Here is a 19677-nt window from a genome sequence, read left to right as displayed (position 1 = left end):
AGGCACGACCGCTCGACCCCGCTGTCCCCGCCCCCCGATCGAGGTTGTCCGCGTCATGAACTCACGCCAGCGCCGCGGCGTCATCCTGCTGGTCCTCTCGGTCCTGTGCGCCCTCGGCGCCTTCGCCGGAGTGCTCTCGGTGATCCGTGACGTGAACTCGAAGGTCGGCCCCGAGGTGGCGGCGTACCGCCTCCGGAGCGACATCGCGCCCTACCGGGAGCTGTCCGCCGACCAGTTCGAGAAGGTGTCGATGCCCGAGCGCTGGGTGTCGTCCACGGCCGTCACCAGCCTCTCCCAGATCCGCGGCAAGATCGCGGTCACCCGGCTGGAGAAGGGTTCGCTGCTCCAGGCCGACATGATCGTCGACCGGCCCTCGCTGGAGGCCGGCCAGCAGGAGATCGCCATCATGATCGACGCCGCCACCGGTGTGGCCGGAAAGATCGACCCCGGAGCCCGGGTCAACATCTACGCCACCTTCAAGGCGGAGAACGACAAGGGCAGGAACCAGTCCAAGGTCATCGTCGCGAACGCCCGCGTCATCGACGTCGGCGAGCTCACCGCGCTGGACCCCGGGCAGTCGAGCGACGACCGCCGCCGCACGGCCAGCGAGGCCGTCCCCATCACGTTCGCACTCGACACCGCCGACGCCCAACGGGTCGCGTACGCCGAGTCGTTCGCGACCCACGTCCGCCTCGCCCTGGTCGCGGGCGGCTCCGACACGACCGTCGCCCCCGGCGACCGTACGTACACCCTCGACGAGGACAAGTAGGAGGCCGCACATGTCGACCGCTCCCGCCGGGGCCCGTCGCAGAGGGTGCCGCCGATGACCGTCCGCATCCTTCCCGCCGTAGGTGACGTCGACTCGGCCCGCGCGCTCACCACGCTGCTGAGCCAGCTCGCCGACACCGAACCCGCCCCGCCCGTACCCGACTCGACGGCCCTCCTCGACACCCTCGCCCGCCTCGCGACGCAGTCCCTGGACGAACTGCCCGAGGTCGTCCTCGTGCACGAACGGATCGGCCCGGTCCCGGCCCTCGACCTGATCCGCGACGTCGTCATGCGCTTCCCGGCGGTCGGCGTCGTCCTCATCACCGCCGACACCGGCAACGGCGTCCTCACCGCCGCCATGGACTCCGGCGCCCGCGGCATCATCGGCCTGCCGCTGGGCTACGACGCCCTCTTCGAGCGCGTCCAGGCCGCCGCCGCGTGGTCGCTCGGTATGCGCCGCCACCTCGGCAGCACACCCGAGCTGTACACCGGCCCCGGCGGTACCGTCGTCACCGTCACCGGCGCCAAGGGCGGCGTCGGCGCCACCGTCACCGCCGTCCACCTCGCCCTCGCCGCGCAGGCCTCCGGGCGTACGGTCGCCCTGCTCGACCTCGACCTCCAGTCCGGGGACGTCGCCTCCTACCTGGACGTGCAGTTCCGCAGGTCGGTCGCGGACCTCGCCGGGATCAGCGACATCAACCCGCGCGTGCTCCAGGACGCCGTCTTCACGCACGAGAGCGGGGTCGGCCTGCTGCTCGCCCCCGCCGAGGGCGAGCGCGGCGAGGAGATCACCGACCGGGTCGCCCGCCAGGTCCTGGCCGCCCTGCGCTCCCGCCACGACGTGGTGGTCGTGGACTGCGGCTCCCAGATGACCTCCGCGACCGCGGCCGCCGTGGAGATGGCCGACCAGGCCCTGCTCCTGGTCACCCCCGACGTCGTCGCCGTACGCGCCGCCAAACGCATGGTCCGCATGTGGGACCGCCTCCAGATCCGCAAGGCGGAGGAGACCACGACGGTCGTCAACCGGCACTCCCGCGGTACGGAGATCCAGCCGTCCCTCGTCGAACGCGTCACCGGCACCAGGGTCGCCCGCTCCACGGTGCCCGCCGCCTTCAAGGAACTCCAGTCCGTGGTCGACGCGGGCCGCCTCCAGGACCTGGACGCCCGCTCGACGGTGAAGCAGGCCCTGTGGGCCCTCACCGGCGAACTGGGCCTCGCGGTCCCCGCCCCCGAGGGCGGCGGCGGCCGGCGCCGCAAGGCCGCCCCGGAACGCGGCGCGCTCGCCCTGCGCCGCAAGGGCGGCGACCGGGGCGCGGTGACCCTCGAATTCGCGGGCATGTTCCCGCTGCTGCTCGTCGTGATGACGATCCTGTGGCAGTGCGTGCTGTACGGCTACACCTGGTCCCTGGCCGGGAACGCGGCCGACGAGGCGGCGCGGGCGGCCACGGCGGCTTACGCCGTGAACGGCGACGCGGACGGTGCCTGCCAGGCAGCCGGCGCGGAGCACCTGCCGGGGGCCTGGCAGGACGCGGCCATCGCCTGCACCCTCGAAGGCGACGTGTGGAAGGCCCGCGTCACCGCCCAAGTACCCCTGTTCTTCCCCGGTTTCGACGCCGGCTGGGAGGTCGCGGGCGAGGCGGGCGCGGCGGCGGAGGGAGACGTGGGATGAGCCTCGTCGTGCTTTCGCTGGTACGCGGGTGCCGGCCGTCGGGGCCGCCCGGACCGGACTGGCGGGGGTGGTTGCCTGTGCGCCGGCTGCCGCGGGCTCCCGGAACCGACCGGCGGAGATCGTCGCTTCCGCGTCACCCGTCGGGGCGCCCCGGTCCCCACGTGCGCCGGTCGTCACGCCTGCAGGGCCCCCCGGCGCCCGCCGCGTCCCGGCGGCCCCGCCCCTGGGGCGACCGCGGCGTCTCCATGCTGGAGTTCGCCGGGTTCCTGCCCATCCTGCTCGTCATCGCGATGGCCGCCATCCAGCTCGGCCTCGTCGGCTACGGCATCAACCAGGCCGGGTCCGGGGCCCGGGCGGCGGCACGCGTCGCCGCCCAGAAGGACGCGGCGGCCGGAACCGCGGCGGGCCAGGCCGCGATGGACGGCCGCTTCGACGCGAACGTCTCGGTCGGCGGCGGAGGCGACACGGTGGTCGCCACCGTCCAGGTCGACATCCCCTCCGTCATCCCCTTCATGGACGGCTTCACCGCCGAACGCCACGCCACCATGCCCAACGACCAGGACGACTGACCGGGAGGAGCTGAAGACATGAGCCTGCGTTCCCGTATCGCCGCCGCCCCCGAAGAGGGGGGACCCGCCCGCGAGGACGGACACCTCGTCGCCGTCTACCGCGCCAAGCTCCTCGAGGAGATCGACCTCGCGGAGATGTCAAGCCTCGCTGCGGCCGAACGGCGCGCCCGCCTCGAGCGCGTCCTCGGCCACATCATCAGCCGCGAGGGCCCCGTCCTGTCCTCCGCCGAGCGCTCCCAGCTGATCAGGCGCGTCGTCGACGAAGCCCTCGGCCTCGGCGTCCTCGAACCCCTCCTCGCCGACGCGTCCATCACCGAGATCATGGTCAACGGCCCCGACTCGATCTTCGTCGAGCGGGCCGGCCGCGTCGAACAGCTCCCGCTGCGCTTCGCCTCCACCGAACAGCTCATGCAGACCATCGAACGCATCGTCTCCACCGTCAACCGCAGGGTCGACGAGTCCAACCCGATGGTCGACGCCCGGCTCCCCACCGGCGAGCGCGTCAACGTCATCATCCCGCCCCTCGCCCTCACCGGCCCCACCCTCACGATCCGCCGCTTCCCGCGCGCCTACACGCTCCCGGAACTCATCGGGCTCGGCTCCCTGGACGAGCAGATGCTGATGCTGCTGGCGGCCTTCGTCCGCGCCCGCTTCAACGTCATCGTCAGCGGCGGTACGGGCACCGGGAAGACGACCCTGCTCAACGCGCTCTCCGGACTCATCCCCTCCCAGGAGCGCATCATCACCATCGAGGACTCGGCCGAACTCCAGCTCCAGCAGGAGCACGTCATCCGCCTGGAGTCCCGGCCCCCGAACGTCGAGGGCAAGGGCCAGATCACCATCCGCGACCTCGTCCGCAACTCCCTGCGCATGCGCCCCGACCGCATCATCGTCGGCGAGGTCCGCGGCGGGGAGACCCTCGACATGCTCCAGGCGATGTCGACGGGCCACGACGGTTCCCTCGCCACCGTGCACGCGAACTCCGCCGAGGACGCCCTGATGCGGCTCCAGACCCTCGGCTCGATGTCCGAGGTGCAGATCCCCTTCGAGGCGCTCAAGGACCAGATCAACTCGGCCGTCGAGGTCGTCGTGCAGCTCTCCCGGCACGCCGACGGCTCCCGCAAGATCGCCGAGGTCGCCCTGCTCGTCTCGCACGGCCGTGAACAGTTCCGCATCGCGACCGTCTCCCGCTTCGTCCCGAGTCCCACCGGCCCCGACCGTGTCGTCCACGGCCGCTTCGAACACCTCCCGCTGCCCCGCCGGATCGCCGAGAAGCTGTACGTCGCGGGCGAACCGCTGCCGCCCGCCTTCGGCGTCGCCGAGGCCATCGACGTCCTCGACACGAGGCAGGCCATCGGATGACGGCCCCCACCCCGCACGGGAGGCAGGCATGAACAACCCCGCCCTGCTCACCCTCGGCGCCACCGTCCTGTGCGGCACCCTCGCCGTCGCCGGCGTGCACGCGTACGCCGCCGGCCGCGCCCACCGCCGGGCCCTCGAGGACCGCCTGTCCGGCGGATCCGTCCGGGACACCGCGGGCCGCGCGCGCCGGTTCACCGGAATCGACCGCAGGCTGCGCCGCACCCGCCTCGGCCGTGCCATCCACCTGCGGCTGTCGGCAACCGGACTCGACCTGACGGCCGGCGAGTTCTCCACCTACGTCGTCGCCGTCGTCGTCGCACTGTGGCTGATCGCGGCCACCACCCTGGCCCCCTTCTTCGGGCCGATCGCCGGTCTCGTCGGTGTCTGGAGCGCGGCGATCTTCCTCAACTGGCAGCGCCAGAAACGCATCGAGGCCTTCATCAACCAACTCCCCGACGTGGCGCGGCTGCTGGCCAACGCCACCGCCGCCGGACTCGCCCTGCGCACGGCGCTGGCGATGGCCGCCGAGGAACTGGAGGCGCCGGCCGGCGAGGAACTGGCCCGGGTGGCCGACCACCTGACCCTCGGCAGGTCCATCGACGACGCGCTCAGCGAGCTCGCCGAGCGCCTCCCGTCCCGTGAACTCGTCGTCCTGGTCACCACCCTCGTCCTCGCCAACAAGGCGGGCGGCTCGGTCGTCAGCTCGCTGCGCAACCTCACCCAGACCCTGGAGGACCGCAAGGAGACCCGGCGCGAGGTCCGCACCATGCTCTCCGAGGTGAACGCGACGGCCTTCACCGTCCCGCTCCTCGGCCTCGGCTCGCTGCTGCTGATCAACTCCTCGAACGAGGGCGCCCTCGCCCGGGTCACCGGCTCCCCGCTCGGCCAGGCGCTCGTGCTGATCTCGCTCGGCCTCTACACCGTCGGCTTCTTCGTCATCCGCCGTCTCGGCAAGATCGAAGTGTGAGGGGGAGACTCCATTGCAGGCCTTGCTGCTCGCCGTCCTGATGGGCGCGGCCGTCGCGGGCGCCCTCCTCGGCATCCGCATGATCCGCGCCGACGCCAAGCTCCCCGGCGACCTGGTGCTCGCCCTGGAGGTCGGCGCGACCCGCGTCTCCAAGGCGGACTCGGCCGTCGACCGCCTCGGTATGCGCTTCGCACCCGTCGTCCTGCGCATGATGGGCCCCCGCCGCGTCGACGCCAAGCGGCGCCGCATCGACATGGCGGGCAACCCCGGCGGCCTCACCCTCAGCCGCTACGCGGCCCGCCGCGCGGTGTACGGCGTCTTCGGCCTCGTACTCGGCCTGGTCTTCCTCTCCAACGGCCGGCCCCTCTTCGCCGTCGCCACGCTCGCCTTCGGGCTGCTCGCCGCCGACGCCCTGATCTGGCAGGCGATCCGGGAGCGCAAGGACGTCATCGACCGCACGCTGCCCGACTTCCTCGACGTGCTGGCGGTCGTGGTCTCCGCCGGCCTCGGCTTCCGCCAGGCCCTGGACCGGGTCGCGGAGAAGTACGAGGGCCCGTGGGCGGACGAACTGCGCATCACCCTGCGTCAGATGGACATGGGCGTCAGCCGCCGCCAGGCCTTCGACGAACTGCGCCGCCGCAACTCCTCCGAGTCCGTCGCCCAGTTCGTCTCCGCGCTCCAGCAGGGCGAGGAACTGGGCTCGCCGATCGCCGAGACGCTCATCCAGCTCGCCACCGACATGCGCAGGACCGACGCCCAGAACGCCCGCCGCCGCGCCGCGAAGACCATCCCCAAGGCGACGATGGTGACGCTCGTGTTCATGCTCCCCGCCACGATGATCCTCATCGCGACCGGGATGTTCCTCGGATCCGGCACGAACTTCGGCTCGATCCTGGGCCGCTGATGAGAGGCCTCCGGCTCGGCCGAGGGACGGCATACCGCGGCGGGCGGTACGCGCGGGCACGGCGCTACGACGCGCGCACGGACGCGGAGGCGGGCACGGAGACGGGCCCGGACGTGAGCACATACGCACGCACCGGCCCCGGCAATGACCGGGCCGACGGGACGGACCCGGGCTGGCCCCGGGGCGCCGACGCCGGCTATCTCGCCGACGACGCCCCGGCCCCCGGCAGCGTCCGCCTCCAGCTGAGCGCCCTCCAGGCCCTGTGCCGCCAGGCGTTCGCCGTGCGCCTCGCGGCCGTCGCGGTCGGTGCGCCCTTCGCGATGGCCAACGCGGCGGACGGCCCGGCCCGCCACACGGTCCTCGCCGCGGCCGTCCTGGGCGTGATGGGCTCGTACGCCATGCTCCGGGACTGGGACCGCTTCGCCCCCCGCCTCCTCGCCCACCCGAGCCTGCTGGCCGTGGACCTGACCTTCGGTGCGGTCCTGCTGCTCACCGCGTCCCCGGCCTCCCCCCTCGCCTACGCCACGGTCTGCACCCCGCTGCTCGCGGGCCTGCTGTACGGCTGGCGCGGTTCCGGTGTCTTCACCGGCCTCCAACTGGTCGTGCTGCTCACGGTGTACCGGAGCTGGGAGCACCGCCCTGGCACCGGCGCCAGCACCCTCCTGATCGCCGGGTTCTGCGTCGGCGCCGGCATCATCGGCGTCACCCTGCGCAACCTGATGTTCCGTTTCGGTACGGCGAGTCAGGCCCTGTCGGAGGCGACCTCCCGGCTCGCGGTGGCGGAGGCCGTGGAGTCCGAACGGGCGCGCCTCGCCCGCGAGATGCACGACTCGGTCGCCAAGACCCTGCACGGCCTGGCCCTCGCCGCGGAGGCACTGGCCGGATCGGTGGACTCCTGCGACCCGGGCACCCTCAAACGCCAGGCGGCGCTGGTGGCGGGCGCCGCCCGCCGGGCCGCGACGGAGTCCCGCGAACTGCTTTCCGACCTGCGCCACCACACCGACCTGACCGCGGCACGAAGGGACCTGGCCGGCGAACTCGTTCGCCGGGTGGACGAGTTCACGGCCCGTACCGCCCTCCCCGCGGAACTCTGCCGCACGGGCGCCGTCCCCGAACTCCCGTACGTGACGGCACAGCACCTGCTGGCGATCGTCTCGGAGGCGCTGGAGAACGCCCACCGGCACGCGCGCGCGACCGTCGTGGTCCTCGGCCTCGAAGCCGACACCGCGGCCGGGGTCCTGCGGCTGAGCATCCGGGACGACGGCATGGGGCTCCCGCCCACCGCCGTGCTCGACGAACTGACGGAATCCGGCCACTTCGGCCTGCTCGGCATGGTGGAACGGGCGTCCTCCCTCGGCGGGCGCCTGCACCTGTCGGGCCCCCCGCAGGGCGGCACGGAGATCCTCCTGACCTGCCCGCTCCCCGGACCGGCCCGCCCCATCCCCCGAGAGGAGGCCGCCCATGCCTGACCAGGCACGCTCCGACCGGCCCCTGCGTGTGCTCGTGGCCGACGACAACCCGGTCGTACGCGCCGGACTGACCGCCCTGCTGGGCGCCCACCCGGACATCGAGGTAGTCGCCGAGGCGGCGGACGGCCGCGAAGCCGTGACGGCCGCGAGCCGGAGCGCCCCGGACGTCGTCCTGCTCGACGTCCGCATGCCCGGCACCGACGGCCTCACCGCGCTGCCCCGACTCGCACGTCTGGCACCGGTGATGATGCTGACGTACAGCAGGGAACCCGAGGTCGTGGCCGAGGCGCTGCGCCGGGGTGCCGTCGGCTATCTCGTCCACGGGGAGTTCACTGCCGCCGAACTGATCGCCGCCGTACGGGACATGAGGTACGGACGAGCCACCGTCACGGATTCGCTAGGTGTTTCCTACGAACCGGACGAAATCCCTTCGCACGTGCAACCAGCTGTGGCACATTCGTCAAAGACGCGGACCGCGACCGTCACCGGGCCGCCCCGTCACGGCCCCAACCGGAGTGACTACGGCCTGAGTTCACGGGAGGTGGAGGTCATGGATCTCATCGCGTCCGGCATGAGCAACCGGCAGATCGCCGCCACCTGCTTCATCAGCGAGAAGACCGTGAAGAACCACATCAACCGCATCTTCGCGAAGCTGCACAGTTCTTCCCGCAGCGAAGCGATCGCCCACTGGCTGGGTACCGTCCGCGGGGGGTGGACCCGGTGATTCCCACCCCCGGAAGTTGGGCCCCTGGACCCACCCGGAGTAGGCGAGTTCTCACGTACGGTGCTCGGGTCGGAAGTGGCGTCGGGCGGGAGGGCAGTGACGATGAACAGGTTCGACAGCTGGACCAGGACCGTGATCACCCGGATGAGGGGCAAGGACCGGGACGCGGGGGCGGGGTTCGTGGAGTATGCGGGGTTGATGATCATCATTGCGGGGATCTTCACGTTGATCGATGGACTGGGGTTGGACGGGTTGATCTCCCAGGCGATCTTCGACGCTGTGAACGACGTCATCGGGGGCTGACCGAAAGACAGTTCGGTGATCGGGGCCAGACTCTTCCCATTTACATCTGGCTGACCGCAATGCTGCTATTCGCCGCACTCGCCCTCTTCGCGTTCGCTCAGGCAGCGTCCGCCCGCAATGGAGCTCAGTCCGCGGCGGACGCTGCGGCGTTGGCGGCAGCTCAGGATGCCAGGGACGAACTGATCGAGGACCTACCGGTGGCCATCGAGCAGGGGGAGGACTGGTTGGACTGGCTGGGCGAGGACATCCCCTATGGCACCGGAGCCACGGCGGCCGCCCAGCAACTGGCTGCCGAGAACGACTCGACCCTGCTGAGCGCAGAGTTCGTCCCCGTGAACGGCTTTCCGGGGTACGAAGTAGAGATCGAGACCAACTTCACGGTCGGCGACTCGATCCTCCCCGGCACGGAAAACATGCAGGCGCACGCCCATGCCACCGCCGTCATCGAACCCCGGTGCGACTTCGACCCCGAGGCGGATCCGGAGAAGCCCGTGGAACTGAACTGTGATGGCGAGCCGGTGAACATCGACCCCGAAGATTTCGATCCGGACGACCTTCCTGACGCGTCCGTGATGTTCTCTGTGCATCTGGCCGAGTGAAAGGAAGCCGTACCGATGTATCTCCGGCACACCACGAAGGGCCGCAAGGCACTGGCCACGGTGGCGATCACGGCGGGTCTCTTTCTCTCGGTGGCCGGCTGCGGTGGGGGAGACGACAACAAGGCCGAGCCGACCAAGTCGTCGACATCCTCGAAGGACGACGGTGGGGGGAGTGGCGAGGACGAGCCCTCCGAGTCCTCTTCTGCGGACCAGGTCCTGGCTGAGGTCGAGGGAGACGGCCTGACGCTCAAAATCACCTCCGCCACGCGTGACGCGGGTGGCTTCGTGACCATCGAGGGGTCGGTGACGAACGGCGGCAGTGGGTCTTGGGTGGCAGCCGACTGGCGCGGCGACGAGCGCGAACTCTCTAAGAACGGCGGCTCCATCGCGGGAGCCAGTCTCGTCGACCCGACGGGCAAGAAGAAGTACCTGATCCTTCGTGACACCGGGGGCCGGTGTCTGTGCACGAGGTTCGCCAGCGCCCTCCGGTCGGGCGAGTCCGCGGACTGGTTCGCCCAGTTCCCCGCCCCGCCCGCCGGCACCACGCAGGTCAGCTTCCAGGTGGGCGCCATGCCCCCCGCCTCCGTCGAACTCTCCGAGGGCGAGTGACCCATGCCCCTCCCGAACCGCACGGCAGCGACGACGTTCACGGCCTTGGCCGTGCTGGTCACCCTCGGGCTCCCCGGGCCGGCGTACGCCGACGACGAGGACCCGAGCGCCCCGCCGGGCAGCGTGACGACGTCCCCGCCCCCCGAGGTGGACGGGAACAGCCCGGGCCTGAAGCTCGCCGACGGCGCCACCCTGGCCCCCGCCAAGGTGCTGGACATCAAGTCGGTCGTGGAGGACCTCGGCGGTGAGGAGCGCCGGGAGGACACGAACGAGAACGTGACGTTCGCGTTGCAGGCGGAGGTGCTGTTCCCCAAGGACAGTTCGAAGCTGAACCCCGAGGCGCGCTCCCGCATCCAGGCGATCGCGGACGAGATCAAGGCGCAGAACGCCACGAACGTCAGGGTGTTCGGCTTCACCGACAACCTGGGTTCGTACGCGCACGGCCTGACGCTCTCCAAGAAGCGCGCGGAAGTGGTCCACGAGGAACTCGCGGGCGACCTCGACGGAGACGTCACGTTCGAGGTGCGCGGCTACAGCGAGGACTATCCGATCGCCGACAACACCTCCGAACAGGGGCGCCGGAAGAACCGCCGGGTGGAAGTCTCGTTCCCCAGGGGTGACTCCACGGGCCAGGGCGAACAGAGCTGAACCCCGGCCGTGGCTGAAGACGCAACGAAGGGGACAGGCTCGATGAGGAAGATCGTTCTGATGTCGTCGGTGTCGCTCGACGGGTTCTTCGAGGGACCCGGCCGGGAGCTCGACTGGAACCTGGTCGACGAGGAGCTGCACCGGCACTTCAACGAGGTGGTCCGGGGCATGGGCGGCCTGCTGTCCGGACGAGTGACGCACGAGCTGATGGCGGAGTTCTGGCCGGAGGCGGACGCGGGTCCGGACGTCGAACCCGCGATCGCCGAGTTCGCCGAGATCTGGCGGAACATCCCGAAGACGGTGTACTCGCGGACCCTGGAGCACGCCGACTGGAACACCACGATCGTGCGCGACGTCGTCCCCGAGGAGATCAGGGCTCTCAAGGAGGCACCCGGCGGCGACCTGTGCCTCAGCGGACATGATCTCGCCGCCACCTTCCTGCACTACGGCCTGATCGACGAGTTCCGGGTGTACGTCCATCCGGTGATCCTTGGCCGCGGCAGACCCCTCTTCGCGCCGGCGGACGCCCCGACCCCGCTCCGGCTCGGCGAGACCCACACCTTCGGCAACGGCGTCGTCCTGCTGCGCTACGAGCGGGACGAGCAGGGCGCGTCGGCCAAGGCGGGCGACCGGTAAAGGAGTTGCCCGGTCGGCGGGCGGTCGGTAGGAAGTGACCATGACCGTACTCGGCGCCGTGTTCCGTCCCCAGCTGCCTCCCGAGCGACTCCGTGCCCTGGCGCGCCTGGCGGACGACGCCGGCCTCGAGGAGCTGTGGCTCTGGGAGGACTGCTTCCTCGAAGGCGGGATCTCCACCGCCGCTGCCGCCCTGGCCTGGACCGAGCGGCTGCGGGTGGGCGTGGGCCTGCTGCCGGTGCCACTGCGCAATGTCGCCCTCACCGCGATGGAGGCGGCCACCCTGCACCGCCTGTTCCCCGGGCGGGCCTCCCTCGCCGTCGGCCACGGCGTGCAGGACTGGATGGGGCAGGTCGGGGCGCGCGCCGAATCGCCGGTGACGCTGCTCCGTGAGTACCTGGCGGCCCTGCGCGCGCTGCTCGCCGGTGAGCGCGTCACGACCGACGGGCGGTACGTCAGGCTGGACGGCGTGGCCCTCGACTGGCCGCCCGTGACCGCGGCCCCGGTGCTGGCCGGGGTCACCGGCCCCCGTTCCCTGCGGCTCTCGGGCGAGGCCGCGGACGGCACCGTCCTGACCGCCGCCACCGGCCCCGAGGGCGTCCGGCGGGCGCGCCTCCTCATCGACGAGGGGCGCGTGTCGGCGGGCCGCACCGACCCGCACCGGGTCGTCGTCTACCTGCACGCGGCGACCGGTGCGGACGCCGCCGCCCGGCTGCGGGCCGAGATCGAGGCCAACGGCGAGGACCCCACCGAGGAGCACGGCGTGGCGGGGGACGCGGAGGCCGTCGCCGAGGCCGTCCGGCGCCTCGCGGACGCCGGCGCCGACACCGTCGTCCTCCAGCCCACCGCGGACGAGCCCGACCCCGAGGGCTTCCTCCGCTTCGCCGCTACCGAGGTACGCCCCCTCGTGGGCTAGCGAGCCCCCGTGAACCGCTCCGGGCCCGGAGTTCAGCCGGACCGGTGGTCTCCCGTGCCGCCGTCGATCAGCTCGCGGAGGATGTCCATGTGACCGGCGTGCCGCGCCGTCTCCTCGATCATGTGGACCAGGACCCAGCGCAGGGACACGGCCGTGCCGTTCCACGACGTGCCCACGTCGTCCGGCGACAGCTCCGCGACGGTGCGGTCGGCGGCGGCGCGGGCACGGCCGTAGAAGTCGGTGATCCGCCGCGTCGTGTCATCAGGTCCCGCGCTCATGTCCTGGTCGGTGAACGGGTCGAACCACAGCGGCTCGACCTCCCGCCCGAAGGTCCGGCAGAACCAGCCGTACTCCACGGACGCGAGGTGCTTCACCAGGCCGAGGAGATTGGTGCCGGAAGGGGTCATCACCCGCCGCACCTGCTCGTCGTCGAGCCCGTCGAGTTTCCACAGCACCGCGTCGCGGTGCCGGTCGAGGCTCGCGCGCAGGACTTCCTTCTCGCCGCCGGTGTAGGGCACCGCAACCGCACCCGCATCGCTCGTCATGCCCGGAACGTAGCAGCGGGCACAGACAGGGAGACAGAACACACCGCCGCACCGTGGACACGGACAACGCCCGCCGGATCACTGCATGAGATGTCCGTCCGCATCTCGGACTTCCGCACGGGGTTTCCACATCGTTACCGGAGGCTCCTCGCGCCCGATCGGCCGCCTCGCGTAGGTTCGGATCAACGGAATTCGCGTGACCAAAGCTGCGCGTATGGTACCGCGCAGTGGAGGGGGCTGCGCGGTACCCGTTCTCCCTCGCGGCGTCACGCGGGTGTTCCCGGACCGTCGTCCCGGATGGTCATCCGCACCCCCCGCCGTACGCCCCAGCGTTCCATCGCCCCGGCCTCGGCCTCCAGCACGTACCGGGCCCACGGGCGCGGCAGCCCCACCCGGCCCGGCCGCATCGTGCGCACCGCCCTGACCCGCAACGTCCGGTCCAGATAGGCGACATCGATCGCGAACCGCATCCCCAGGGTGTGCACGGAGTTCGCGGGGCTCAGCAGCAGTGCCCCCTCGATCCCGTCCCGCCCGAGCAGCCCCCGCCGCCTCGCGCGCGCCGACTCGGCGAGTTCCAGCGGCACCGGCGCGGGCGTTCCGGGCGTGGTGAACGTGGCCATGACGGTGAAGTTAGCGACCGCGTCAAGTCGGCGTCCGCGCCGCGCGTCACCCACCCGGAGTACGACGGCCCACGGGTACCGGGCGCCTCATACGTGCGCCCAGACCACCGAAACCTCCATGGATTCCCCCGATCCTCCTTGGAATCCGCTGCGATCCGGTCGGGACGCTCCCTGGAATCACGGGTTCCGTGTTCATCGCGACGTTGCCGGGCGACTCCGGAGAGTAGTTGTCTGCCGCCGATGCACGCAGCATCACTTACGAAGGGTTATGGTGGAAACCCCCCCTCGGGCCGGTCCGTCTCCCCCCCACGGACCGGCCCGTTTTTTGTGCTTTCGCGCGTTGGCCCCGACGAGGCGTCCCGGCCCGGTTCCGCTCGGCGCCGCGTACGACACGGGGGAGTGGTCCATGGATGCGAAGGCGCCCCGCCCCGCTGACACCCCTGGGCGGAGCCCCAGTTGCGCGGGGGTAGGCTTCGCCTCCGGGGACCGCCATATGGACAGGGATTGCGCCCGCTCGCGCCTGTCTGATCCGCACGGAGGGGCTGACAACACGTGACCTTGCGCGACAACCTGCGCCGTCTGCTGGTCAGGTTCTACACACGCAGGGTGGAAGGCCACCTCGACCACGACCAGGTGCCCAAGCACATCGGCGTCATCATGGACGGCAACCGCCGGTGGGCGAAGGCCGCGGGCAGCACCGCCGCCCAGGGCCACCGCGCCGGGGCGGACAAGATCGAGGAGTTCCTCGGCTGGTGCTCCGAGACCGATGTCGAGGTCGTCACCCTCTGGCTGCTCTCCACGGACAACTTCGACCGTCCGAAGGAGGAGCTGGTCCCCCTCCTGGAGATCATCGAGGGCGTCGTGCGCACCCTCGCCGCCGACGGCCGCTGGCGCGTCCACCACGTGGGCACGCCCGACATCCTGCCCTCGCAGATGCAGACCGTCCTCAAGGAGGCCGAGGAGACCACGGCGCACGTCGACGGCATAGTCGTCAACGTCGCCATCGGCTACGGCGGCCGGCAGGAGATCGCCGACGCCGTGCGCTCCATGCTCCTCGACGCCGCCGACAAGGGCGCCACGATCGCCGACCTCGCCGACTCCGTCGACGTCGACCTCATCGGCAAGCACCTCTACACGGGTGACCAGCCCGACCCGGACCTGGTGATCCGCACCAGCGGCGAGCAGCGCCTGTCCGGGTTCATGCTGTGGCAGACGGCCCACTCGGAGTACTACTTCTGTGAGGTCTTCTGGCCGGCCTTCCGCAAGGTCGACTTCCTGCGCGCCCTGCGCGACTACGCGGCGCGACACCGGCGGTACGGCGGCTGACAACACCGCACCTCGGGGACACACGTCACCGGGAGTTAACGAACGCGCCGTCATGCCCTTTGGCATGGCGGCGCTCGTTACCGGGCATAAAGCCTCCAGGTCGACACCCGAACCACGGGTGTCGGATCTCAGCGGACGGCACGGGGCCGTCCGCCCGGGAGGCCCTTTGCACCAGCCCGACCGTGTGGTCAGCACGGACGAAGCGGAGGGCCGGTCCCCGGCCCGCGCAGCGTGGCCGAGACCGGTCCAGATCTCCTTCGTCGCTCCCCGACCTCATCCGAGGGGGTACGTCCTTCCGTGGTGACCAGCGCAAAGCGCCACAAGCCAGACCGGCGCACCTATGTTCTCGACACCAGCGTCCTGCTGGCCGATCCGCACGCGATGAACCGCTTCGACGAGCACGAAGTCGTGCTGCCGATCGTCGTGGTCACGGAACTGGAGGCCAAGCGGCACCATCCCGAACTCGGCTACTTCGCCCGGCAGGCCCTGCGCCTGCTCGACGAATTCCGGGTACGGCACGGCCGGCTCGACGCCCCGATCCCGGTCGGGGAACTCGGCGGGACCGTGCGCGTCGAGCTCAATCACTCGGACCCCAGCATCCTGCCCAGCGGCTACCGCCTGGGGGACAACGACTCGCGCATCCTCGCGGTCGCCCGCAACCTGCAGGCCGAGGGCTACGACGTCACGGTCGTGTCGAAGGACCTGCCGCTCAGGATCAAGGCGTCGTCCGTCGGCCTCCTCGCCGAGGAGTACCGGGCGGAACTCGCCGTCACGGGCTCGTCGGGCTGGACCGGGATGTCCGAACTGACGCTCCCGGGCGAGCAGGTGGACGTCCTCTTCGAGGAGGGCCACGCCTACGTCCCCGAGGCGGCCGAGCTGCCGGTGCACACGGGTCTGACGATCCAGTCGGAGCGCGGCAAGGCCCTCGGGCGCGTCACGCCCGAGGGCAACGTCCGGCTCGTCCGCGGTGACCGGGAGGCCTTCGGGATCAAGGGACGGAGTGCCGAGCAGCGCATCGCTCTCGACCTCCTGCTCGATCCGGACATCGGGATCGTGTCGATGGGCGGCCGGGCCGGCACCGGCAAGTCCGCGCTCGCGCTCTGCGCGGGTCTGGAAGCCGTGCTGGAGCGGCGCCAGCACCAGAAGGTGATGGTCTTCCGGCCGCTGTACGCGGTGGGCGGGCAGGAGCTCGGCTATCTGCCCGGCTCCGAGTCCGAGAAGATGAGCCCCTGGGCGCAGGCGGTCTTCGACACGCTGTCCGCGGTCACCAGCCGCGAGGTCATCGAGGAGATCACCTCACGCGGGATGCTGGAGGTCCTGCCGCTCACGCACATCCGCGGCCGTTCCCTGCACGACGCCTTCGTGATCGTGGACGAGGCGCAGTCCCTGGAACGGAACGTACTGCTGACCGTGCTGTCCCGGATCGGCGCCAATTCGCGGGTCGTACTGACCCACGACGTGGCGCAGCGGGACAATCTGCGGGTCGGCCGGTACGACGGAGTGGTCGCCGTGGTCGAGAAACTGAAGGGCCATCCGCTCTTCGCGCACGTCACCCTCAATCGGTCCGAAAGGTCGCAGATCGCCGCCCTGGTGACCGAAATGCTGGAGGACGGACACATCTAGGGTCACCCGCCCCGTACCGGCCAACTTGGTGCGGTTGCGGACTGATTGGCGCCGTCCGGCAAAGGCCAAGAGCCTAGCCGGGCGGCGTCTTGTTGCGCGCCCTTTTCCGATAAACCACTGGGGCAAACGAGGTGTGAGCTTTCACACGCAACGGAGAATTGCCTCGCGGCGTCGGGTTACGGCAGAGTCTCACTCCTGTCAGGCCCCGCATACGACACACGTGTACCCATGGGGGTACCTCCCAGGCCCTTCAAGGCACTGGGGGAGATACGGCACAGCAGGAACCACCAGAACTCCATAGAGCCGTCGTATGCCGCCCGAGCACCACGCGGCACTCCCCGAGCGGGAGTTGCCCACCGGGTCCGTGCCTCCCGTGACCCCGCAGTTGGGAGGCCAGCGCCAAGGGGCACGATTGCGTCCGCGAGGGTCACCTACAGCGGGCGATGCTGGAAGGAAACCGAGTGAGCCGGATTTCGGTCCGGGGATTCGCAGTGGCTTCTGCCACCGCGGTCACCGCTGTTGGCGCCGTCACCGGTGTTGCCGCGGGCAGCACCGCGCAGTCCCCCAACGACGCCGAGGCGACGGCCAGCGACGCGACGCTCCTCGCGGACATCCCCGCGGGGCAACAGGCCCAGGTGCAGACCGCCTCCCTGACGCAGCAGGCGGACGTCCAGGCCATCGCCGCGGACGCCAGCGCCAAGAAGGACGCGGAGGAAGCGGCCCGCAAGCAGGCCGCCGAGGACGCGATCGCCAAGCAGAAGGCCGCGGAGAAGGCCGAGCAGGAGGCCAAGGAGCGCAAGAAGGCGGAGGTTGCCACCAAGGCCAGCCGCTCTGCCACGCGCGACGTCTCCACCTTCGCCGTCCAGAGCTCGTACACCATCGCGCAGATCCAGGCGATGGCGCGCCAGGTGGTGCCGAGCGGCCAGTTCCAGTGCTTCAGCAACATCGTGGACCACGAGTCCAGCTGGAACTACAAGGCGGTCAACGCCTCTTCCGGTGCCTACGGTCTCTTCCAGGCGCTGCCCGGTTCGAAGATGTCGTCCGTCGGTTCCGACTGGCAGACGAACCCGGCCACCCAGATCAAGTGGGGCCTCAACTACATGGACGGCCGCTACGGCAGCCCGTGCGAGGCCTGGACGTTCTGGCAGGCCAACCACTGGTACTAGGAACGGTCCGGCGGTGACGCGCCGACGGAACCTCACGAAGCCCCTCCCCGTCCTCGGGTGAGGGGCTTCGGCCGTGCCGCGACGGGCGAGGTACCGTCGGACACTACGACTCCGGGGGAGTGGTGGGGAGCAACGGGGGAAGAGGACGGATCATGTCGCGAGTGCCCAGATGGCTCGGTCGTATCGGCGCATCACTGACCGAGTGGGGAGAGCGGTTGGACGAGCGCCGCGCCGAGGTCGAGCGAGAGACGCGGGGGGAGCCCGGCGACGCGGACGTCCCCCGCGGACCCGCGGCGCCCGTTCCGGGCCGCCGCGCGCCCGTCCCCCGCGGACCCGCGGCGCCCGTTCCGGGCCGCCGCGCGCCCGGCGGTACCCGGAAGGACCCGGCGGACGACGGGGACGGGACAACCGCTCCCGCGGCGGAGGACTCCGCGCCCGAGCACGTCCCGGCGCCTCCCCTGTACGCGCCCGCCGTGGTCGCCCGCCCCGACCCCTCCGCGGCCGTGCCGTGGGGCGTACGGGTCGCGGCCGAGGCCGGCTGGCGGCTGCTCGTCCTCGCGGGCACCGTCTGGGTGCTGATGCGGGTCATCAGCGCCGTACAGCTGGTGATCCTCGCCTTCGTGGCGGCGCTGCTCATCACCGCGCTGCTCCAGCCCACGGTGGCGCGGCTGCGCCGGCACGGCGTCCCGCGCGGACTGGCGACGGCGCTCACCGCGATCCTCGGGTTCGTCGTCATGGGCCTGGTCGGCTGGTTCGTGGTGTGGCAGGTCATGGAGAACATCGACAACCTCTCCAGCCAGGTGCAGGACGGCATCGACGAGCTGCGCAAGTGGCTCCTCAACAGCCCGTTCCACGTCACCGACAAGCAGATCAACGAGATCGCCAAGAACCTGCGCGAGGCGGTCGGCGCCAACACGGACCAGATCACGTCCGCCGGGCTCGAAGGCGTCACGGTCATCGTCGAGGGCCTGACCGGGATCCTGCTGACGATGTTCTCGACGCTGTTCCTGCTGTACGACGGCAAGCGCATCTGGCAGTGGACGCTCAAGCTCGTCCCCGCCGCCGCCCGTCCGGGTGTCGCGGGCGCCGGTCCGCGCGCCTGGCGAACGCTGACCGCCTACGTCCGGGGCACGGTGATCGTCGCCCTGATCGACGCCATCTTCATCGGCCTCGGCATCTACTTCCTCGACGTCCCGATGGCCGTCCCGCTCGCCGTCTTCATCTTCCTCTTCGCCTTCATCCCGCTCGTGGGAGCCGTGGTGTCGGGCGCCCTCGCCGTGGTCGTCGCGCTCGTCACCCAGGGCGTGTTCGCGGCCGTCATGGTGCTCGCCGTGGTCCTCGCCGTCCAGCAGATCGAGGGGCACATCCTCCAGCCGTTCATCCTCGGGCGGGCCGTGCGGGTGCATCCGCTCGCCGTCGTACTGTCCGTCGCCGCGGGCGGGATGATCGCGGGGATCGGCGGCGCGGTCGTGGCGGTGCCGCTGGTCGCCGTCACCAACTCGGTCGTCGGCTACCTCCGTTCCTACGCCGAGGAAACCGCCCTGCGCCAGACCCCGGTGCAAAGCTCCCCGGGGGCTGGACTCCCGGCCCGTCCGGCGTTCGCGGACGAGCGCGAGGCGTGATGCCGGGGGTCCGGGGACGGGACGGGTAGGGCACAGGGGCGAGAACGCGCGGAGCCCCGCCCACCTGGCGGTGGGCGGGGCTCCGGGAAGCGGCCGAGGACTACTCGGCGAGAACGGCTTCCGCGTCCAGCGTCGTACCGACCGCCTGGATCACCGAGGCGATCTTGAACGCCTCCTGGATCGTCTCCCGGTCGACCCCGGCCTTGCGGAGCACCTGCTCGTGCGAGTCGAGGCACTGCCCGCAGCCGTTGACGGCCGAGACGGCGAGCGACCACAGCTCGAAGTCGACCTTCTCGACACCGGGGTTGCCGATGACGTTCATCCGCAGACCGGCGCGCAGCGTCCCGTACTCCGGGTCGGATAGCAGGTGCCGCGTCCGGTAGAAGACGTTGTTCATCGCCATGATGGCGGCCGCCGACTTGGCGGCGCCGTACGCCTGCGCCGAGAGGTTCGCCTTCGCCTCGGGCTCCAGCTCACGCAGGACCCGCGGGGAGCGGGACGCGATGGCGCAGGCGAGCACCGTGCCCCACAGCTGCTGCTGCGGAAGCTCGGAGTTGCCGATCACCGAACCGAGGTTCAGCCGGAGGTCCTTGGCGTAGTCCGGTATGGCGGACTTGAGGTCATCGAGAGCCATG

General features: G+C 71.0%; 21 protein-coding genes. 18 read left to right on the top strand and 3 right to left on the bottom strand.

The genetic code is table 11. The annotated features are described in order from the left end of the window. Positions 1 to 55 precede the first annotated feature (55 nt). The 14 genes from cpaB to AC0ZLC_RS15415 all read left to right on the top strand — a co-directional run bounded on the left by cpaB (position 56) and on the right by AC0ZLC_RS15415 (position 12140). Positions 56 to 769 carry a Flp pilus assembly protein CpaB gene (gene cpaB / locus AC0ZLC_RS15480; protein WP_476752517.1) on the top strand — a complete coding sequence of 238 codons (714 nt, stop codon included), beginning with the start codon at positions 56 to 58 and terminating at the stop codon, positions 767 to 769. Positions 770 to 823: 54 nt separating this feature from the next. Then, positions 824 to 2437: a CpaE/TadZ family protein gene (locus tag AC0ZLC_RS15475; protein ID WP_476752516.1), complete on the top strand. Its 1614-nt coding sequence runs from the start codon at positions 824 to 826 to the stop codon at positions 2435 to 2437. A 245-nt stretch (positions 2438 to 2682) separates the two neighbouring features. Beyond that, on the top strand, positions 2683 to 3006 hold the full coding sequence (locus AC0ZLC_RS15470; RefSeq protein WP_476752515.1) for a TadE/TadG family type IV pilus assembly protein: 324 nt from the start codon (positions 2683 to 2685) through the stop codon (positions 3004 to 3006). Between the two features lie 18 nt (positions 3007 to 3024). Beyond that, positions 3025 to 4368 carry a CpaF family protein gene (locus AC0ZLC_RS15465; RefSeq protein WP_476752514.1) on the top strand — a complete coding sequence of 448 codons (1344 nt, stop codon included), beginning with the start codon at positions 3025 to 3027 and terminating at the stop codon, positions 4366 to 4368. A 28-nt stretch (positions 4369 to 4396) separates the two neighbouring features. After that, positions 4397 to 5335, top strand: coding sequence for a type II secretion system F family protein (locus tag AC0ZLC_RS15460; protein WP_476752513.1), 939 nt, complete (start codon positions 4397 to 4399; stop codon positions 5333 to 5335). Between the two features lie 13 nt (positions 5336 to 5348). Then, positions 5349 to 6239 (top strand): DUF5936 domain-containing protein, encoded by an 891-nt coding sequence (locus tag AC0ZLC_RS15455; protein WP_388786320.1) that lies wholly within the window; start codon positions 5349 to 5351, stop codon positions 6237 to 6239. Beyond that, complete coding sequence (locus AC0ZLC_RS15450; RefSeq protein WP_476752512.1) at positions 6239 to 7708, top strand: sensor histidine kinase; 1470 nt, start codon at positions 6239 to 6241, stop codon at positions 7706 to 7708. Before AC0ZLC_RS15455 ends, AC0ZLC_RS15450 begins: the two co-directional genes overlap by 1 nt. Further along, positions 7701 to 8432, top strand: a complete 732-nt coding sequence (locus tag AC0ZLC_RS15445; protein WP_476752511.1) for a response regulator — start codon at positions 7701 to 7703, stop codon at positions 8430 to 8432. Before AC0ZLC_RS15450 ends, AC0ZLC_RS15445 begins: the two co-directional genes overlap by 8 nt. Positions 8433 to 8534: 102 nt before the next feature. Next, a complete protein-coding gene (locus AC0ZLC_RS15440) occupies positions 8535 to 8735 on the top strand; it encodes a hypothetical protein (RefSeq protein ID WP_476752600.1) in 201 nt (66 codons plus the stop codon). Continuing rightward, entirely contained in the window at positions 8732 to 9334 is a 603-nt protein-coding gene (locus AC0ZLC_RS15435) for a pilus assembly protein TadG-related protein (protein ID WP_476752594.1), read from the top strand. The genes AC0ZLC_RS15440 and AC0ZLC_RS15435 overlap by 4 nt, the downstream gene beginning before the upstream one ends. 15 nt (positions 9335 to 9349) lie before the next feature. Continuing rightward, positions 9350 to 9943, top strand: coding sequence for a hypothetical protein (locus tag AC0ZLC_RS15430; protein ID WP_476752510.1), 594 nt, complete (start codon positions 9350 to 9352; stop codon positions 9941 to 9943). A gap of 3 nt (positions 9944 to 9946) precedes the next feature. Next, on the top strand, positions 9947 to 10591 hold the full coding sequence (locus AC0ZLC_RS15425; RefSeq protein WP_476752509.1) for an OmpA family protein: 645 nt from the start codon (positions 9947 to 9949) through the stop codon (positions 10589 to 10591). A gap of 42 nt (positions 10592 to 10633) precedes the next feature. Beyond that, positions 10634 to 11227 (top strand): dihydrofolate reductase family protein, encoded by a 594-nt coding sequence (locus tag AC0ZLC_RS15420; RefSeq protein ID WP_476752508.1) that lies wholly within the window; start codon positions 10634 to 10636, stop codon positions 11225 to 11227. Positions 11228 to 11267: 40 nt separating this feature from the next. Further along, positions 11268 to 12140 carry an LLM class flavin-dependent oxidoreductase gene (locus AC0ZLC_RS15415; RefSeq protein WP_476752507.1) on the top strand — a complete coding sequence of 291 codons (873 nt, stop codon included), beginning with the start codon at positions 11268 to 11270 and terminating at the stop codon, positions 12138 to 12140. 32 nt (positions 12141 to 12172) lie between these two features. Here the strand turns inward: AC0ZLC_RS15415 and AC0ZLC_RS15410 are convergent, their stop codons facing one another. Both AC0ZLC_RS15410 and AC0ZLC_RS15405 read right to left on the bottom strand, forming a co-directional pair. Beyond that, on the bottom strand, positions 12173 to 12685 hold the full coding sequence (locus AC0ZLC_RS15410) for a DinB family protein (protein ID WP_476752506.1): 513 nt from the start codon (positions 12683 to 12685) through the stop codon (positions 12173 to 12175). A gap of 266 nt (positions 12686 to 12951) precedes the next feature. Further along, positions 12952 to 13305 (bottom strand): DUF192 domain-containing protein, encoded by a 354-nt coding sequence (locus AC0ZLC_RS15405; protein ID WP_476752505.1) that lies wholly within the window; start codon positions 13303 to 13305, stop codon positions 12952 to 12954. A 552-nt stretch (positions 13306 to 13857) separates the two neighbouring features. On the opposite strand from AC0ZLC_RS15405, the gene AC0ZLC_RS15400 reads away from it, so the two are divergent. The 4 genes from AC0ZLC_RS15400 to AC0ZLC_RS15385 all read left to right on the top strand — a co-directional run bounded on the left by AC0ZLC_RS15400 (position 13858) and on the right by AC0ZLC_RS15385 (position 19042). After that, positions 13858 to 14631 carry an isoprenyl transferase gene (locus tag AC0ZLC_RS15400; RefSeq protein WP_476752504.1) on the top strand — a complete coding sequence of 258 codons (774 nt, stop codon included), beginning with the start codon at positions 13858 to 13860 and terminating at the stop codon, positions 14629 to 14631. A 297-nt stretch (positions 14632 to 14928) separates the two neighbouring features. Further along, complete coding sequence (locus tag AC0ZLC_RS15395) at positions 14929 to 16254, top strand: PhoH family protein (RefSeq protein ID WP_476752503.1); 1326 nt, start codon at positions 14929 to 14931, stop codon at positions 16252 to 16254. Positions 16255 to 16697: 443 nt separating this feature from the next. Beyond that, the gene (locus AC0ZLC_RS15390; RefSeq protein WP_476752502.1) at positions 16698 to 17420 is read left to right on the top strand and encodes an aggregation-promoting factor C-terminal-like domain-containing protein; all 723 of its coding nucleotides are present in this window, start codon (positions 16698 to 16700) and stop codon (positions 17418 to 17420) included. A 152-nt stretch (positions 17421 to 17572) separates the two neighbouring features. Next, positions 17573 to 19042 (top strand): AI-2E family transporter, encoded by a 1470-nt coding sequence (locus AC0ZLC_RS15385; protein WP_476752501.1) that lies wholly within the window; start codon positions 17573 to 17575, stop codon positions 19040 to 19042. Between the two features lie 100 nt (positions 19043 to 19142). On the opposite strand, the gene AC0ZLC_RS15380 is transcribed toward AC0ZLC_RS15385, so the two are convergent. Next, positions 19143 to 19676 (bottom strand): alkyl hydroperoxide reductase, encoded by a 534-nt coding sequence (locus AC0ZLC_RS15380; RefSeq protein WP_476752500.1) that lies wholly within the window; start codon positions 19674 to 19676, stop codon positions 19143 to 19145. Position 19677 lies beyond the last annotated feature (1 nt).

This window comes from Streptomyces sp. GLSS-08 (assembly GCF_056387915.1).
This window is presented reverse-complemented; position numbering and strand designations above follow the sequence as displayed.

Excerpts from the sequence above, each read along its gene's own strand:
- AC0ZLC_RS15410 (WP_476752506.1), bottom strand. The coding sequence starts at position 12,685 with ATGACGAGCGATGCGGGTGCGGTTGCGGTGCCCTACACCGGCGGCGAG.
- AC0ZLC_RS15425 (WP_476752509.1), top strand. The coding sequence starts at position 9,947 with ATGCCCCTCCCGAACCGCACGGCAGCGACGACGTTCACGGCCTTGGCC.
- AC0ZLC_RS15475 (WP_476752516.1), top strand. The coding sequence starts at position 824 with ATGACCGTCCGCATCCTTCCCGCCGTAGGTGACGTCGACTCGGCCCGC.
- AC0ZLC_RS15470 (WP_476752515.1), top strand. The coding sequence starts at position 2,683 with ATGCTGGAGTTCGCCGGGTTCCTGCCCATCCTGCTCGTCATCGCGATG.
- AC0ZLC_RS15440 (WP_476752600.1), top strand. The coding sequence starts at position 8,535 with ATGAACAGGTTCGACAGCTGGACCAGGACCGTGATCACCCGGATGAGG.
- AC0ZLC_RS15385 (WP_476752501.1), top strand. The coding sequence starts at position 17,573 with ATGTCGCGAGTGCCCAGATGGCTCGGTCGTATCGGCGCATCACTGACC.
- cpaB (WP_476752517.1), top strand. The coding sequence starts at position 56 with ATGAACTCACGCCAGCGCCGCGGCGTCATCCTGCTGGTCCTCTCGGTC.
- AC0ZLC_RS15450 (WP_476752512.1), top strand. The coding sequence starts at position 6,239 with ATGAGAGGCCTCCGGCTCGGCCGAGGGACGGCATACCGCGGCGGGCGG.
- AC0ZLC_RS15460 (WP_476752513.1), top strand. The coding sequence starts at position 4,397 with ATGAACAACCCCGCCCTGCTCACCCTCGGCGCCACCGTCCTGTGCGGC.
- AC0ZLC_RS15380 (WP_476752500.1), bottom strand. The coding sequence starts at position 19,676 with ATGGCTCTCGATGACCTCAAGTCCGCCATACCGGACTACGCCAAGGAC.
- AC0ZLC_RS15445 (WP_476752511.1), top strand. The coding sequence starts at position 7,701 with ATGCCTGACCAGGCACGCTCCGACCGGCCCCTGCGTGTGCTCGTGGCC.
- AC0ZLC_RS15420 (WP_476752508.1), top strand. The coding sequence starts at position 10,634 with ATGAGGAAGATCGTTCTGATGTCGTCGGTGTCGCTCGACGGGTTCTTC.
- AC0ZLC_RS15430 (WP_476752510.1), top strand. The coding sequence starts at position 9,350 with ATGTATCTCCGGCACACCACGAAGGGCCGCAAGGCACTGGCCACGGTG.
- AC0ZLC_RS15415 (WP_476752507.1), top strand. The coding sequence starts at position 11,268 with ATGACCGTACTCGGCGCCGTGTTCCGTCCCCAGCTGCCTCCCGAGCGA.
- AC0ZLC_RS15405 (WP_476752505.1), bottom strand. The coding sequence starts at position 13,305 with ATGGCCACGTTCACCACGCCCGGAACGCCCGCGCCGGTGCCGCTGGAA.
- AC0ZLC_RS15390 (WP_476752502.1), top strand. The coding sequence starts at position 16,698 with ATGCTGGAAGGAAACCGAGTGAGCCGGATTTCGGTCCGGGGATTCGCA.
- AC0ZLC_RS15465 (WP_476752514.1), top strand. The coding sequence starts at position 3,025 with ATGAGCCTGCGTTCCCGTATCGCCGCCGCCCCCGAAGAGGGGGGACCC.